The organism is Roseovarius sp. PS-C2 (assembly GCF_018862045.1).
Classification (GTDB): domain Bacteria; phylum Pseudomonadota; class Alphaproteobacteria; order Rhodobacterales; family Rhodobacteraceae; genus Roseovarius.
Map to the genome: position 1 here is coordinate 116,191 of NZ_JAHKSQ010000005.1, position 16,102 is coordinate 132,292.

The following is a 16,102-nucleotide window of genomic DNA, read 5'->3' on the forward strand; positions in this document are numbered from 1 at the left end:
CATGATCGACTGGAACAGAGTACATGAACTTCGCGATGAAATCGGCGCAGACGAATTTGCCGATGTCGTCGACCTGTTTCTCGAAGAGGTCGAATCCGAAATCTCAGCATTACGCGAACGGGACAGGCCCGATCGGATTGAGGCGCGGTTGCATTTTCTCAAGGGCAGCGCGCTGAACCTTGGCTTCGAAGACTTTGCAGCACTGTGCCAAACCGGCGAACGGATGGCGAGCCAAGGCCATGCGAATAAGGTCGATATCACAGAAATCATTGAAATTTATGACCAATCCCGCGCCGCTTTCATTGTGGGCCTGCGACAATCAGACGATATCTAAATCAGGAACTCAGCCAGAACTTCGTCATTGGTAATGTCGCGATACTCGAATCCGGCGGCATCCAGCTTGTGCTCGATATGACTGAAATTTTCGGAATGCGTGGTTTCGATCCCGATCAGAACCGAGCCGAAGTTGCGCGCGGATTTCTTCAGGTATTCGAACCGGGCGATATCGTCGTCCGGCCCCAGGATGCTAAGAAAATCCTTCAATGCGCCGGGCCGCTGCGGCATGCGCAGGACGAAATATTTCTTGATCCCGGAATAGCGCTGCGCGCGCTCCTTGACCTCGGGCAGGCGTTCGAAATCGAAATTGCCACCCGATGTCACGCAAACAACGGTTTTACCCCGGATTGCATCGCCCATGTCCTTGAGCGCATCGACGGCCAAAGCTCCGGCAGGCTCAAGGACGATCCCTTCGACGTTCAGCATTTCCAGCATGGTGGTGCACAGCCGGTCCTCGCTGATGGCCAGAACATCGGATGGATCGACCATGCGCAGCCGCTCGAACGTCCTGGCCCCGATCTGGGCCACGGCAGCGCCATCGGCAAAGGTGTTCACATGAGGCAGCCGCGTGGGCTGTCCGGCTTGCAATGCGGCTGCCAGACATGCTCCACCCGAGGGTTCGACCAGAGTGATTGCCGTATGATCCCCGACATAGCTGCGAACACCCGAGGACAGCCCGCCGCCGCCCACGGGCATGATGATCCGGTCGGGCAAGCCGCCGAGTTGCTGTTCGATCTCGACCCCGACTGAGGCCTGACCTTCAATCACATCCTCATCATCGAAGGGTGACAGAAAATGCCCTTTGATTTCAGAGCAATACGCTTGTGCCGCAGCCAGAGTATCGTCGAAGTAATCGCCCGTCAGCCGGATCGAAACGGCATCCCCCCCGAACTTTTCGGTCTTGCCGATTTTCTGCTGCGGGGTCGTCACCGGCATGAAGATCACGCCCTTGACCCCGAAATGCCGGCACATGAATGCCACCCCCTGCGCATGGTTGCCCGCGCTGGCGCAGACGAATTGCGTGATATCGGGATCACGTTCCAGCACCTTGCGCATGGCGTTGAACGCGCCGCGCAGTTTGTAGGAGCGCACGGGTGACAGATCTTCGCGCTTGAGCAGGATATTGGCCCTGTAGCGTTCGGAAAGATGATCGTTGCGCAAGAGCGGCGTGGGATCGAACACGTCGCGCATTGCGGTTTCGGCGGCTTGGGCAAGGGTGCGAAAGTCGGTCATAACGTCTTGATTGAACGAAGTTTCACACGCTGGCAAGGGCAGGGGGCAAAGCATACCGAAGAATACTGCGGAGCCGGGCATCTTGCCCCGCACGTCAAAACCCGGTATCGCCCGGTCGGATATTTGACGGAAGGGAAAAACGATGTCCGCGCCGAAGAAAGTCGTGCTGGCCTATTCCGGGGGGCTTGATACCTCGATCATCCTGAAGTGGCTGCAAACCGAATATGGTTGCGAGGTGGTGACCTTTACCGCCGATCTGGGCCAGGGGGAGGAACTGGACCCCGCGCGCAAGAAGGCGGAACTTCTTGGAATCAAACCGGAAAATATCTTCATCGAAGATATCCGGGAAGAGTTCGTGCGCGATTTCGTATTCCCGATGTTCCGCGCCAATGCGGTGTATGAGGGGCTGTACCTTCTGGGCACCTCGATTGCCAGGCCATTGATTTCAAAGCGTCTTGTCGAGATCGCCGAGGAAACCGGTGCGGACGCGGTGGCGCATGGGGCGACGGGCAAGGGCAACGATCAGGTTCGCTTCGAATTGGCCGCTTATGCGCTGAACCCGGATATCAAGGTGATCGCGCCGTGGCGGGAATGGGATCTGACCAGCCGGACGAAACTGCTTGATTTCGCTGAGAAAAACCAGATTCCGATTGCCAAGGACAAGCGCGGCGAAGCGCCGTTTTCGGTGGATGCGAACCTGTTGCACACCTCGTCCGAGGGCAAGGTTCTGGAAGACCCGGCGGTGGATGCGCCCGACTATGTATATCAACGAACCGTTAACCCGGAGGACGCCCCGAACGAGCCGGAATTCATCGAGATCGGTTTCGAAAAAGGCGATGCCGTCAGCATCAACGGCGAGGCGCTGAGCCCTGCTAACTTGTTGACAAAACTGAATGAATTGGGCGGCAAGCACGGGATCGGGCGGCTGGACCTGGTGGAAGGCCGATTCGTGGGCATGAAATCCCGAGGAATTTATGAAACCCCCGGTGGCACCGTTCTGCTGGAAGCGCATCGCGGAATCGAGCAGATCACGCTGGACCGTGGCGCCGCACACCTGAAAGACGAGCTGATGCCGCGCTATGCCGAGCTGGTCTATAACGGGTTCTGGTTCAGCCCTGAACGCGAGATGTTGCAGGCGGCGATTGACAAATCGCAATATCATGTGACCGGAACCGTGCGCCTGAAACTTTACAAAGGGTCGGCCCGGACGGTTGCGCGCTGGTCGGATCACAGCCTGTATTCCGAAGCGCATGTGACGTTCGAGGACGATGCGGGCGCTTACGATCAGAAGGACGCGGCTGGCTTCATCCAATTGAACGCGCTGCGCCTGAAACTGCTGGCCGCGCGGGACCGTCGCCTGAAGGGCTGAGTTTCGTACGTTTTGTACGAAGTGTACGCGCGTTTCGTACGAAAATCGGCCCTAAAGCCAAAAGTTGCGTCCATTGTGGACGCAACACCTCAGATCGCCAGCGCCCTGAGCACCTCGTAAGACGGCATCGCGGCGCGCGCCAGATCGGCGCGCGGGCCGTCGAGGTCGGGCAACGGACCCTCGGGACCGGCGAACCCGGTGGAGGCATGGACCGAGCCATACCAATGCGCCGCCCAGACCCCGTCGGATTTATGGCCCCCGGCGGGCCAGGACAGCATCGCCGGATCCCACTCCAGCCCGACGACATCGCACAACCGCCGCAACATGGTTTCGGGGTCTTCGCGGATGTCGTGTGAGTCGATCACCACGGGACGAGCGCCCGCTGCGTTAAGCTGATCGTAAAGGTCCACCTGTTGAGTGAAGCCTATCTCGGGCAGGGTCGGGTTTTCGTATTTGGCCGAGAAACTGGCAGCGACACGAGCGGGGTGACGTATGAGAAAGACATTGACGACATCGGTAATCCAGTCACCCGGAATGCCCGGAATCATGTGTTGTGACATATGTTTCTGGTAGAAATGCGGCTTGCCGTCCGGGATGGGACCAAGAAGCCCATCGACCACCTTCGCCGGATCGGTGGGCTGCGAGGCGATGATTGCATCCCCCATCGGGTGATCGAGGCCCGTCAGGGCCAGATAGGCGGCATAAAACGGTTCATCGACAACGGCAAAATCCGGCCGCGCGCCAAAGGAATACATCATGGCGGTCGACAGGTTGCGGGGGCCGGACCACATGGCGATACGCATTTTACGGGGCTCCTTTACGAAAAGCTGACGGCAGACATTCAGGCGGTTTCGCGCTGAATCAGAGCCTTATAGAGGTCCTGAATCCGCTTGGTAACAGGGCCCAGCGCGCCATCGCCAATGGGGCGGCCATCAATTTCGCCCACCGGGGTCTGCGCGCCGAACGTGCCGGTCAGAAACGCCTCGTCCGCGCCGTAGGTATCGACAAGGGAATAATTACGCTCGAACACCGGGATATCGTTATCGCGGCACAGGTCGATCACCTTTTGCCGGGTGATGCCGTTCATGCAGTAATCACCCGTCGAGGTCCAAACCTGCCCCTTGCGGACTATGAAGAAATTGCAGGCGTTGGTGGTGTTCACAAAGCCGTTCACGTCCAGCATCAAACCTTCGTCGGCACCGGCCTTTTCGGCGGCAATACAGGCGAGGATGCAGTTCAGCTTGGAATGGGAATTCAGCTTGGGGTCCTGCGTCATGGGCAGGCCGCGGATATGCGGCACGGTGGCAAGGCGGATGGGCCGCCCGATCTGTGGTTTGGAATGCTCCATGATGATGGTCACGGTCGGCCCCTGTTGCGACAACGACGGATGCTGAAAGGGGCGGGTTTTCACGCCGCGCGTCACCATCAGGCGGGCATGGGCATCGGTTGTCATGCCATTGGCCTTTTGTGTCTCTAACACGGCCTGAAACACCTGTTCGCGGCTCATACCGATATCGAGGTCGATGGCCTTGGCGGCCTCGAACAGGCGATCGAGATGTTCGTCGATAAAGGCCCATGTGCCGTTATAGAGGCGCAGCCCCTCCCACACGCCGTCGCCCAGCATGAAACCGCTGTCGTAAACGCTGACTTTGGCCTGATCCTTGGGAACGATATCGCCGTTCAGCCAGATCTTGATCTGTTCGTTGCGTGCGTCTTCTTCGGCCTGGTGGGTGGTCTGGTGATCAGTCATGGGGGCCCCTTGCATCTGTCGGATGGGGGGGACGCTAGGGCGCGCGGCGGGCAGTGCCAAGCGGTAAATTCGGATCACCAAGCCGTGAAAACACGCGGGCGTGAATTGGCCCGTCTCTGGCGATGCGGCACACTATGCCCAAACGGAGGGCTGATACCATGAGTCATCGGATGGGAAGGATGGGAACGATAAAAGCCGGATTACTGGCGGTGCTGATCGTGATCGGACTGGGAATCCAACATGGCAAGGCACATGCCGCCGGAACCGAGATTCTGACCGTTGCGGGTGGGTGTTTCTGGTGCGTCGAGGCCGATTTCGAGAAGGTCGGCGGTGTGCGGGACGTGGTATCGGGCTATACCGGCGGGACGGTCGACAACCCCACCTACAAGCAGGTCACCGCTGGCGGCACCGGCCATTACGAAGCGGTGCAGATCATGTACGATCCCGCCCGGATTTCTGCACGCGAGCTGTACGACCTGTTTTTCCGCTCGGTCGATCCGACCGATGCGGGCGGGCAGTTCTGCGATCGCGGGAACAGCTATCGCACGGCGATTTTCGTCTCTGATCCGGCCCAGAAGGCAGCGGCAGAGGCCGCCAGGGCCGATGCGGCCAAGGCCTTGGGGCGCAAGATCGTGACGCCTGTTCTGAATGCCGGGCCGTTCTATGAGGCCGAGGCGTATCATCAGGATTACTACAAGGGCAGCAAGCTGGTGCTGACGCGGTTCGGCCCCAAGAAACAATCCTCGGCCTACAAGCGCTATCGCAAGGCCTGTGGCCGCGATCAGCGGATTCGCGAATTGTGGGGCAATGCCGCGCCGTTCGTGAATTAACCGGCGCGGATTTCCCCGAGCTCCGCCCGTTCGGTCCTCAGCCGACCTTGCAGGCCGCCAGAACGGCCATGTTCAGGATGTCGCTGGCCGTCGAGGTGGACGAGCATATCTGAATCGACTTGTCGATGCCCGCGAGGATCGGGCCGATCACCGTGGCACCAGCCATTTCCTGCATCAGCTTGACCGAAATCGAGGCCGAGTGCCGCGCCGGAACCACGAGGATATTCGCCGGGCCGGTCAGGCGCTGGAACGGATAGGCGTCCTGCGCACGGGTGTTGAGGGCCACATCGACGGTCATCTCGCCTTCGTATTCGAAATCGACGCCCCGCCGCTCGAGCACGCTGGGGGCAAGGTGCATCTTTTCGGCGCGTTCGGATTTGGGGTAGCCAAAGGTCGAAAAGCTGACGAAGGCGACACGCGGCTCAAGCCCCAGATGGCGGGCCACACCGGCGGCGCGGGTGGCGATATTGGCGAGGTCTTCCTCGTCGGGCCATTCATGCACCAGCGTATCGGCGATCAGGACGATCCGGCCCTTGTGCAACAGGGCCGTCACACCGGCAACACCGTTTTCGGCATTGGCGTCGAAAACATGGTTGATGCGTTCCATCACATGGGCGGATTTGCGGGTGGCCCCGGTGACAAGCCCGTCGCCATGCCCGTGCGCCAGCATCAGGGCCGCAAAAACGTGCCGGTCACGCGCCGCCATGCGGTGAATGTCGTGCCGGTCGTGGCCCTTGCGTTGCAGGCGCTGGTAGAGGAATTCCTTGTAATCGGCCAGGCGATCGGTTTTCGCGGCGTTCACCACTTCGAGTTCGCGAACGGCATCGCCCAGACCGGCCGCCTCGAGCTTTTGTTTCACGTCGTCGTCACGGCCCACGACGATCGCCTTGCCCAAACCGGCGCGCTGATATTGCACGGCGGCACGCAGAACGCGGGGATCGTCGCCCTCGGCAAAGATCATGCGGGCCTGCGCGTTGCGGGCGCGGGCGTTGATCGAGCGCAGGATGCTGGCCGTCGGGTCCATCCGGGCGGCCAGCGATTGTTGATACCCTTCCATGTCCACGATGGGCCGCCGCGCCGCGCCGGTATCCATGCAGGCGCGCGCCACGGCAGGGGGCACGGTGTGGATCAGGCGCGGATCGAACGGGGTGGGAATGATGTAATCCCGCCCGAAGGCCAGTTTGCGGCCATAGGCCATCGCGACCTCATCGGGCACATCGGCGCGGGCAAGGCTGGCCAGCGCCTCGGCGCAGGCGATCTTCATCTCGTCATTGATTGCACGGGCATGCACATCGAGCGCGCCGCGGAACAGGTAGGGAAAACCCAGCACGTTGTTGACCTGGTTGGGATAGTCGCTGCGCCCGGTGGCGACGATGGCGTCGGGGCGAACCTCGTGCGCCTCTTCGGGGGTGATTTCGGGGTCAGGGTTGGCCATCGCGAAGATCACCGGATTGTCGGCCATCGAGGCGACCATATCCTGCGTCACCGCACCCTTGACCGACACGCCAAGGAACACATCGGCGTCTTTCATCGCCTCGTCCAGCGTGCGCAGGTCGGTCTTGATGGCGTGGGCCGATTTCCACTGATTCATGCCTTCGGTGCGGCCCTGATAGATCACGCCCTTGGTGTCGCAAACGATGCAGTTGTCATGCCGTGCGCCCATCGCCTTGAGCAGTTCGATACAGGCGATGCCCGCGGCCCCCGCGCCGTTGAGCACGATCTTGCAATCCTCGATCTTCTTGCCCGACAGGTGCAGCGCGTTGATCAGGCCGGCGGCACAGATCACGGCGGTGCCGTGCTGATCGTCGTGGAACACCGGGATGTCCATCTGTTCCTTGAGCGTCTGTTCGATGATGAAACACTCGGGCGCCTTGATGTCTTCGAGGTTGATGCCACCAAAGGTGGGGCCCATCAGCCTGACGGCGTTGATAATGGCCTCGGGGTCTTCGGTATCGAGTTCGATGTCGATCGAGTTCACGTCGGCAAAGCGCTTGAAGAGCACCGACTTGCCCTCCATCACCGGCTTGGAGCCCAGCGCGCCCAGGTTGCCGAGGCCCAGAACGGCAGTCCCGTTCGAAATCACCGCAACAAGGTTGCCCTTATTGGTATAGTCATAGGCCAGTTCGGGATTTGCGGCGATTTCCTCGCACGGGACCGCAACGCCGGGGGAATAGGCCAGCGACAGGTCGCGTTGCGTGGTCATCGGCACGGTGGCCGTGATCTCGAACTTGCCGGGGGTGGGCTCGAGATGGAAGGCAAGCGCCTCTTCACGGGTGAACTTGGGTTTGGACATGTCGCGGCCTTGTGTCGTTGCGTCGGTTTTGCCTCTCAATAGCGAGGGTTTGCCGTCGCCTCAACTGCGCATCGGTTTTCGGGTTTTCCGCCGCGTCCTGGCTTTGTAAGGTTCGCGTCAACCAAGCCGGGGGGCCAAAGTGACATCCGCGAAATCCGCCGTTACGCCGATGATGGCGCAATACCTTGAAATCAAGGCCGAGTATCCGGGCGCGATGCTGTTTTACCGAATGGGCGATTTCTATGAGTTGTTTTTCGACGATGCCGTGGCCGCATCCGAGGCCCTGGACATTGCGCTGACGAAGCGCGGCAAGCATCTGGGCGAGGATATTCCCATGTGCGGTGTGCCGGTGCATTCGGCGGAAAACTATCTGCTGACGCTGATCCGCAAGGGATTTCGCGTGGCGGTGTGCGAACAGATGGAAAGCCCGGAAGAGGCGAAAAAGCGCGGCTCGAAATCCGTGGTGAAACGCGGGGTCGTGCGGCTGGTGACGCCCGGCACATTGACCGAAGAAAGCCTGCTGGACGCGCGGCGGCACAATTACCTGGCCAGTTTCGCACGGGTGCGGGGCGACGGCGCGCTGGCCTGGGTGGATATCTCTACCGGCAGTTTCCATGTCATGCCGCTGGCCGAGGTGCGGCTGGGCCCGGAACTGGCGCGGCTGGCGCCGTCCGAGGTGGTGCTGGCCGAGGGGGATGAGGCCCATCTGGGTGGAATCGTAACTGAATCTGGCGCGTCCAGCACAGAACTGGGGCGCGCGGCCTTTGACAGTTCGGGGGGCGAGCAGCGCCTGTGCGATCTGTTCAAGGTGGGCGCGCTGGACGCCTATGGGCAGTTCAGCCGCGCGGAACTGGCGGCGATGGGCGCGATCGTGGAATATCTGGAGATCACGCAAAAGGGCAAACTGCCGCTGCTGCGCCCGCCCCAGCGCGAGGCGCAAGCGCGCGTGATGCAGATCGACGCCGCCACGCGGCGCAATCTGGAAATCACCCAATCGCTGAGCGGCGGCAGGGCCGGATCGTTGCTGTCGGTGGTGGACCGGACGGTGACGGCCGGCGGGGGCCGGTTGCTGGAGCGTCGCCTGTCCAGCCCCAGCCGGGTGGTGGACGTGGTGCAGGATCGGCTGGATGCCGTTGCATTTGCGGTGGAACAGGCTCGATTCAGCGATGCCATGCGCGCTGCGCTGCGCAAGGTGCCCGATCTGGACCGGGCGCTGTCGCGATTGGGCTTGGACCGGGGCGGCCCACGCGATCTGGCCGCGATCCGCAACGGGCTGACGCAGGCCGCCGAGATTTCCACGCTGGTCGGAGGGCAGGACATGCCCCGACTGCTGACCGAAGCGGCGGGCGATCTGACCGGGCATGACGATCTGTTGGACCTGTTGGATCAGGCGCTGGTGGCGGAACCGCCGCTGCTGGCGCGCGATGGCGGGTTCATCGCGCCGGGCTATGACGGTGAACTGGACGAGGCACGGCAGCTGCGCGACGAGGGGCGTGGCGTGATTGCGGGAATGCAGAGCGAATACCAGGAACTGACCGGGATTCAGAGCCTGAAGGTCAAGCATAACAACGTGCTGGGCTATTTCGTCGAGGTGACGGCGACCCATGCCGACAAGATGCTGTCGGCCCCGTTGAACGAAACCTTCAAACACCGTCAGACCACAGCCAATCAGGTGCGCTTTACCACCGTTCCGTTGAGCGAGATGGAAACCAAAATCCTGAATGCGGGCGGTCGGGCGCTGGAGATTGAAAAGCGGCTCTATGACAGCCTGAAAGGCGCAATTCTAGGGGAGTCGGCAGGCGTATCGCAGGCCGCGCGGGCGCTGGCCGAACTGGACCTGACGACAGCGCTGGCAGATCTGGCGCGCGGCGAAAACTGGTGCAGGCCCCGTGTGGACGAAAGCCGCGCTCTGGACATTCAGGGCGGGCGGCATCCGGTGGTGGAACAGGCGCTGCGCAAGGATGGCGAGCCGTTCATCGCCAATGACTGCGAACTGGGGCAGGGGAGCGATATCTGGCTGCTGACAGGGCCGAACATGGCGGGCAAATCGACGTTTCTGCGGCAGAATGCGCTGATCGCGTTGCTGGCGCAGGCGGGCAGCTTCGTGCCTGCGACATCGGCCCATGTGGGGATGGTCAGCCAGTTGTTCAGCCGCGTCGGCGCCAGCGACGATCTGGCGCGCGGGCGGTCGACCTTCATGGTGGAAATGGTGGAAACCGCAGCGATCCTGAATCAGGCGGACGATCATGCGCTGGTGATTCTGGACGAAATCGGGCGCGGCACGGCCACTTATGACGGGCTGTCGATTGCCTGGGCCACGCTGGAACATCTGCATGACGTGAACGGAAGCCGGGCGTTGTTCGCCACGCATTATCACGAGATGACGAACCTCAGCGACAAGCTTGACCGGGTGGAAAACGCCACGGTCAGCGTCAAGGAACATGACGGCGAGGTGATTTTCCTGCACGAGGTGCGGCGCGGTGCGGCGGACCGGAGTTACGGGGTGCAGGTCGCGAAACTGGCCGGGCTTCCCGATGCGGTGGTGGAGCGTGCCCGCGTGGTTCTGGATGCGCTGGAAAAGGGCGAACGCGAGGGCGGAACGGCGCAAAAGGCGCTGATCGACGATTTGCCGCTGTTTGCCGCCACGCCACCGCCCGCCCCGGCGCCGGTGCGCGACTCGGAACTGGACAAGCGCATGGCCGAGGTTCTGCCCGACGAGCTGACGCCGCGGCAGGCGCTGGACCTGATCTATGAACTGAAGGGGCTGGCGGAGGGCCGATAGGCCGGGCCGGGGCCCGGTCCTCGCGTTATCCCTTGTTCGACGAAACGCCGACCTGCGCCGGGCGCAGGATACGATCGTGCAGCATGAAGCCCTCGGCGGAAATCTGGATGATCTCGCCCGCCCTGGTGCCGGGCACCGGGGCCTCGAACATCGCTTCGTGCTGTTGCGGATCGAATTTTTCACCCACTTCGGGCGATATGCGCGTGATGCCGTGCTTGGAGAACACGTTGAGCAGTTCGCGCATGGTCAGCTGAACGCCCTCGATCAGCGCGGCGGAGATTTCCTTTTGCTCGTCCGTTGCCGCCTCGACCGCGCGTTTCATGTTGTCGTAGACCGGCAGCATGTCGCGGGCGAGCTTGGACCCGCCGTAGTTTTCAGCCTCACGGCGGTCTTTCTCGCTGCGCTTGCGGGCGTTTTCAGCATCCGCAAGGGCGCGCATGAATTTGTCCTGCAACGCATCGCGTTCGACGCGAAGCGCTTCGATGTCGGCATCGGAGTCGAGGATTTCCTCCTCGGCAATGGCCTGTTCTTCGGCCTCGGCCTGTTCGATGTCGTCCAGAAACTCTTCGTTCTTCGGCTCTGCCATGTGTCACCTCTAACTTCGGTCGGCGATCAGTTTGCCAACCAGCTGTGCCGTGTAATCCACGATCGGAACAATCCGCCCGTAGTTCAGGCGCGTGGGGCCGATCACCCCGACCGCGCCGATGATCTTTCGGTCAGCGTTCATATAAGGAGACACCACCAGAGAGGAACCCGAAAGTGAGAAAAGTTTGTTCTCGGAGCCAATAAAAATGCGCACGCCTTCGCCTTCATCGGCGAGTTCGAGGAATTCGGCGATGTCGCGCTTGCGTTCGAGGTCGTCAAACAGGCTGCGGATGCGTTCGAGATCCTCTTCCTGGGCCTCGTCGCCCAACAGATTCGCACGGCCCCGGACGATCAGGCGCTCGTAGCTGTCGCCATCGTCATCCCATACGGCAAGGCCGCTCTTGACCAGTTCCTGCGCCAGCCTGTCGATCTCTTGCCGCCGTTCGCTGATCTGGCGGGAGATGACGGTTTGCAGCTCGGACAATGTGCGGCCTTCGGCCAGGGCATTGAGAAAATTCGCCGCTTCGCGCATCGAACTGGGCGTCTGGCCGGGCGGTGGGGTGAATATGCGGTTTTCCACATGCCCGTCACCGAACACCAGCACCACAAGCGCGCGGTCATTGGCGAGGCTGACGAACTCGATATGCTTGATCGGGGCCTCGTGCTTGGGCGCAAGAACCAGCGATGCGCCTTGCGTGGCCCCCGACAAGGCCGATCCGATCCGGTCGAGAATGCCCGACACGTCCTGCGAATTACTGCCCAGGGTGGCGTCGATCTTTTGCCGGTCGTCGCTTTGGAGATCGCCGACTTCGAGCAGGCCATCGACGAACATACGCAGCCCGTCCTGCGTGGGAACGCGGCCCGCGCTGACATGGGGGCTTTGAAGGAGGCCCAGATATTCCAGATCCTGCATCACGTTGCGGATGGTGGCCGGGCTGATCTTTTCGCTGAAGTCGCGGGTCAGGGTGCGCGAGCCGACGGGTGCGCCGGACACAAGATAGGATTCGACCACGCGGCGGAACACCTCGCGCGAGCGGTCGTTCATCTCTTCCAGAATCTTGCCTGTATCGGTCATGTCTTTGGCTTGTTCGCTTTACCGTCATTAAAGACGGGATGTGGAAAAGGTCAATCGGGGTTGCTATCCGAGGCGGGCGGGCTGTATCCCCGACACAGAGTTTGAGAGGGGAAATATCATGCGGCCTTCGGGTAGAGATTTAAGCGAAATGCGCCCGGTTTCAATCGAGACCGATGTCACGAAACACGCCGAAGGGTCCTGCATGATCCGGGTGGGCGATACGCATGTGTTGTGCACGGCCAGTCTTGAGCCGCGTGTGCCCCCGTTTTTGAAGGGTGCCGGGCTGGGCTGGGTCACGGCGGAATACGGGATGTTGCCGCGCTCGACCTCGTCGCGGATGCGGCGCGAGGCGACCGCCGGCAAGCAGGGCGGGCGCACCGTGGAAATCCAGCGGCTGATCGGGCGCAGCCTGCGCGCGGGCGTTGACCGCGTGGCCCTGGGCGAGCGGCAGATCACGGTGGATTGCGACGTGATCCAGGCCGATGGCGGAACCCGCTGCGCGGCGATCACCGGCGGCTGGGTGGCCTTGCGTCTGGCGGTGAACAAGCTGATGAAAGCGGGCGATATCGTCAGCGATCCTCTGGTCGAGCCGGTGGCGGCGGTTTCCTGCGGAATTTATGCCGGTCAGCCAGTGCTGGATCTGGATTATCCCGAAGACAGCGAAGCGGGGGTCGATGGCAATTTCATCATGACCGGCAACATGCAGTTGATCGAAGTTCAGATGAGCGCCGAGGGCGCGACATACAGCCGTGACCAGATGAACCAGCTGATGGATCTGGCCGAAAAGGGCGTATCCGAACTGATGGCAGCGCAGAAGGCGGCGATTGATGCGTAAATTCGACGGCGATACCCTGCTGGTGGCGACGCATAACGCGGGCAAACTGGAAGAAATCGCCAACCTGCTGGAACCTTTCGGTGTGCGCGTCGTGGGCGCGGCGGAAAAGGGCCTGTCGGAACCCGAGGAAACCGAGACCAGTTTTGTCGGCAACGCCCGGATCAAGGCCCATGCCGCCGCCAGGGCCACGGGGCTGCCTGCCTTGTCCGACGATTCGGGGATCGAGATTGACGCGCTTGACGGTGCGCCGGGCGTGTTTACCGCGAATTGGGCCGAAACAGAGAAGGGGCGCGATTTCATCATGGCCATGGGCAAGACCCATGACCGCCTGCGCGAAACCGGCAAACCCAGGCCCTGGACGGCACGGTTTTGCTGCACGCTTGTTCTGGCCTGGCCCGATGGTCATGACGAGGTGTTTCCCGGCACGGTCGAGGGGCAGATCGTCTGGCCGATGCGTGGGGATGAGGGCCACGGGTATGACCCGATTTTCCAGCCCGACGGGTATGACATCACCTTTGGCGAAATGGATCGTTGGGAAAAGAACAAGATCAGCCACCGCGCGGATGCCTTCGCCAAGCTGGTGAAGGGCTGTTTTGGCTGAGGATTGGCAAAACGGGGGCTTTGGCCTGTATCTTCATTGGCCGTTCTGCGAGGCCAAATGCCCCTATTGCGATTTCAACAGCCATGTTGCTCGTGAAATCGACCAATCCCGCTGGCTTGGGGCCTATTTATCCGAGATCGACCGCTATGCAGAAGAGTTGCCGAACCGGGTTTTGAATTCGGTCTTTTTTGGTGGCGGGACGCCCAGCCTGATGGACCCGGACGTGGTGGCGACGATCCTCGAACGGATTCGCCGGACATGGCCCATTGCCAACGATCTGGAGGTCACGCTGGAGGCCAATCCCGGATCGGTCGAGGCGGGCCGCTTTCGTGCCTATGCCCAGGGCGGCGTTTCACGTGTGTCTATGGGCATTCAAGCCTTGAATGACGATGATCTGCGCCGCCTAGGGCGCATTCATACTGTTGCAGAGGCAAGCCAAGCCCTTGATATTGCAAGAAAAAACTTTGATCGGGTAAGCTTTGACCTGATTTATGCGCGCCAACATCAAAACGTCGGTGATTGGCGGGCCGAGTTGCGTGAGGCGCTGAGCATGGCGGTGGATCACCTTTCGCTTTACCAACTGACGATCGAAGCCGGCACCGCCTTTGGCGACCGGTATGCCAAGGGCGGATTGCGCGGATTGCCCGAGGAAGACCTGGCCGCAGATATGTATGAGGCCACGCAGGAGATTTGCGAAGCGGCCGGGATGGCGGCGTATGAAGTTTCGAATCACGCCAAATCCGGCGCGGAATCGCGGCATAACCTGATTTATTGGCGCTATGGCGATTATGCCGGGATCGGACCGGGTGCGCATGGGCGTATCACCCTGAACGGACAGCGTTATGCCACCGAAGCCTGGTCGAACCCGGATCGTTGGCTGGCGGCGGCGGAGTCTGGTTCGGGCGAAAAGCTGCGCGACGCTATCGCGCATGGCGATCAGGCGGATGAATACCTGATGATGGGATTGCGGCTGCGCGACGGAATCGACCGGCGCAGGTATACGGCACTGGCAGGGCATGACCTGCCGCCCGAGGCGTTTATGGAATTGCAGGATCTGGGCATGATCGAGACGGGCCAGACATACCTTCGGGCGACACGGCGAGGGCGCACGATCCTGAATTCGATCCTGCGAGAACTGATCGGGAGCTAGGCAATGCGCGTCATCTGGGCCGGGCTCGGGATAATTTGCGTCATTCTGGGCATGATTGGTGTCGTTTTGCCGCTTTTGCCGACCGTGCCTTTCATGCTGTTGGCGGCGTTCTGTTTTGCCCGATCTTCGGAACGGCTGCATAACTGGCTGCTGACGCATCCCAGATTCGGCCCCGCCGTGGCGGACTGGCAGGACCGCGGCGCGATAAACGCGCGGGTCAAACGCATTTCGACGGTTACGATTGCCGGGGTTTTCCTGCTGTCGCTGATCATGGGGCTGCGCCCGCTGATCCTGATGATTCAGGGCGGCGTTCTGATCTGCGTTCTGGTGTTTATCTGGACTAGGCCGGACTACTAGAGCTGAGAATACGGCACAACGTATCCAGTTCATCCAGCGAATCGTAAGCGATCGTGAGCTGGCCCTTTTCCTGCCCCGGCTTGTGATTGAGCGAAACCTTCATCCCCAGGTTTGCGCTCAGATCCCCTTCGAGCGCCTTGGTGTCGGCGTCTTTTGCAGGTGCCTTGCTGGTTTTCGTCTTGCCGTCATCCGAAAAGATGTTTGTTGCGGCTTTTTTGGCGAGCCTTTCGGTTTCGCGAACGGACAGGTTTTTCTTGATCACCTCGCGGGCCAGGGCAACGGGATCATCCGCCGTGATCAGGGCGCGGGCATGACCGGAGGACAGTTTACCATCGCGCAGGTATTCCTGCACCTCGCCGGGCAGGGTCAGAAGACGCACGGCATTGGCGATGTAGCTGCGGCTTTTCCCCAGAACTTCGGACAGTTTTTCCTGAGTATGGCCGAACTTTTCCATCAACTGGCTGTATCCGGCGGCCTCTTCCACCGGGTTCAGGTCAGCACGCTGGATGTTTTCGATAATCGCGACCTCAAGCACCTCGGTATCGTCGAAATCGCGCACGAGGATCGGAATTTGATGCAGCTTAGCGATCTGTGCCGCGCGCCAGCGGCGTTCACCGGCGACGATTTCAAATTCCCCGTCCTTGCCGGGCCTGGGGCGGACGATAAGCGGCTGGATGATGCCCTTTTCCTTGACCGACGCGGCCAGATCGTCGAGCGCCTCCTTGTCAAAGCTGCGCCGGGGCTGATCCGGGTTGGGGCTGATCTTCTCGATCGGCACAACGCGATCCGCCGATTTGGGGGTGTCGCCCGTTTGCGCGGAATCTTCATTCACATCGGCCATAAGAGCAGACAGACCGCGGCCCAGACCGCGTTGCTTGGTTTTTTTATCGGCCATGATCCGGCTCC

At 61.2% G+C, this 16,102-nt stretch carries 15 protein-coding genes; 8 read left to right on the plus strand and 7 right to left on the minus strand.

Features of this window, described 5'->3' with window-relative positions; translation table 11 throughout:
* Window position 1: 1 nt before the first annotated feature.
* Window positions 2-334 carry an Hpt domain-containing protein gene (locus KPG71_RS10825; protein ID WP_216338093.1) on the plus strand — a complete coding sequence of 111 codons (333 nt, stop codon included), beginning with the start codon at window positions 2-4 and terminating at the stop codon, window positions 332-334.
* On the opposite strand, the gene ilvA is transcribed toward KPG71_RS10825, so the two are convergent.
* Entirely contained in the window at window positions 331-1,569 is a 1,239-nt protein-coding gene (gene ilvA / locus KPG71_RS10830; RefSeq protein WP_216338094.1) for a threonine ammonia-lyase IlvA, read from the minus strand. The genes KPG71_RS10825 and ilvA overlap by 4 nt on opposite strands.
* Window positions 1,570-1,711: 142 nt before the next feature.
* On the opposite strand from ilvA, the gene KPG71_RS10835 reads away from it, so the two are divergent.
* Window positions 1,712-2,938, plus strand: a complete 1,227-nt coding sequence (locus tag KPG71_RS10835; protein ID WP_216338095.1) for an argininosuccinate synthase — start codon at window positions 1,712-1,714, stop codon at window positions 2,936-2,938.
* 89 nt (window positions 2,939-3,027) lie between these two features.
* On the opposite strand, the gene KPG71_RS10840 is transcribed toward KPG71_RS10835, so the two are convergent.
* Together KPG71_RS10840 and KPG71_RS10845 are read right to left on the minus strand one after the other, a co-directional pair.
* Window positions 3,028-3,741: a sulfotransferase gene (locus tag KPG71_RS10840; RefSeq protein WP_216338096.1), complete on the minus strand. Its 714-nt coding sequence runs from the start codon at window positions 3,739-3,741 to the stop codon at window positions 3,028-3,030.
* A 38-nt stretch (window positions 3,742-3,779) separates the two neighbouring features.
* Complete coding sequence (locus KPG71_RS10845) at window positions 3,780-4,688, minus strand: D-amino acid aminotransferase (protein ID WP_216338097.1); 909 nt, start codon at window positions 4,686-4,688, stop codon at window positions 3,780-3,782.
* A gap of 170 nt (window positions 4,689-4,858) precedes the next feature.
* Between KPG71_RS10845 and msrA the strand changes: the two genes are divergently transcribed.
* Window positions 4,859-5,518, plus strand: coding sequence for a peptide-methionine (S)-S-oxide reductase MsrA (msrA, locus tag KPG71_RS10850; protein WP_216338098.1), 660 nt, complete (start codon window positions 4,859-4,861; stop codon window positions 5,516-5,518).
* Between the two features lie 37 nt (window positions 5,519-5,555).
* Here msrA and KPG71_RS10855 read toward each other — a convergent pair whose 3' ends face one another.
* Window positions 5,556-7,811, minus strand: coding sequence for an NADP-dependent malic enzyme (locus KPG71_RS10855; protein WP_216338099.1), 2,256 nt, complete (start codon window positions 7,809-7,811; stop codon window positions 5,556-5,558).
* 169 nt (window positions 7,812-7,980) lie between these two features.
* Between KPG71_RS10855 and mutS the strand changes: the two genes are divergently transcribed.
* A complete protein-coding gene (gene mutS, locus KPG71_RS10860; protein WP_216338343.1) occupies window positions 7,981-10,593 on the plus strand; it encodes a DNA mismatch repair protein MutS in 2,613 nt (870 codons plus the stop codon).
* A 25-nt stretch (window positions 10,594-10,618) separates the two neighbouring features.
* Here mutS and KPG71_RS10865 read toward each other — a convergent pair whose 3' ends face one another.
* Window positions 10,619-11,179, minus strand: coding sequence for a nucleotide exchange factor GrpE (locus KPG71_RS10865; RefSeq protein WP_216338100.1), 561 nt, complete (start codon window positions 11,177-11,179; stop codon window positions 10,619-10,621).
* A 9-nt stretch (window positions 11,180-11,188) separates the two neighbouring features.
* Window positions 11,189-12,253, minus strand: a complete 1,065-nt coding sequence (hrcA, locus tag KPG71_RS10870; protein WP_216338101.1) for a heat-inducible transcriptional repressor HrcA — start codon at window positions 12,251-12,253, stop codon at window positions 11,189-11,191.
* A 118-nt stretch (window positions 12,254-12,371) separates the two neighbouring features.
* On the opposite strand from hrcA, the gene rph reads away from it, so the two are divergent.
* The 4 genes from rph to KPG71_RS10890 are packed head-to-tail and all read left to right on the plus strand — an operon-like array spanning window position 12,372 to window position 15,196.
* Window positions 12,372-13,088, plus strand: a complete 717-nt coding sequence (rph, locus tag KPG71_RS10875; RefSeq protein WP_216338102.1) for a ribonuclease PH — start codon at window positions 12,372-12,374, stop codon at window positions 13,086-13,088.
* A complete protein-coding gene (rdgB, locus tag KPG71_RS10880; RefSeq protein WP_073035067.1) occupies window positions 13,081-13,689 on the plus strand; it encodes an RdgB/HAM1 family non-canonical purine NTP pyrophosphatase in 609 nt (202 codons plus the stop codon). Before rph ends, rdgB begins: the two co-directional genes overlap by 8 nt.
* Entirely contained in the window at window positions 13,682-14,839 is a 1,158-nt protein-coding gene (gene hemW, locus KPG71_RS10885) for a radical SAM family heme chaperone HemW (protein WP_216338103.1), read from the plus strand. Before rdgB ends, hemW begins: the two co-directional genes overlap by 8 nt.
* A 3-nt stretch (window positions 14,840-14,842) precedes the next feature.
* Window positions 14,843-15,196, plus strand: a complete 354-nt coding sequence (locus tag KPG71_RS10890) for a YbaN family protein (RefSeq protein WP_216338104.1) — start codon at window positions 14,843-14,845, stop codon at window positions 15,194-15,196.
* On the opposite strand, the gene KPG71_RS10895 is transcribed toward KPG71_RS10890, so the two are convergent.
* The gene (locus tag KPG71_RS10895) at window positions 15,180-16,091 is read right to left on the minus strand and encodes a ParB/RepB/Spo0J family partition protein (protein WP_216338105.1); all 912 of its coding nucleotides are present in this window, start codon (window positions 16,089-16,091) and stop codon (window positions 15,180-15,182) included. The two genes, KPG71_RS10890 and KPG71_RS10895, sit on opposite strands and share 17 nt — an antisense overlap.
* Between the last annotated feature and the right edge of the window lie 11 nt (window positions 16,092-16,102).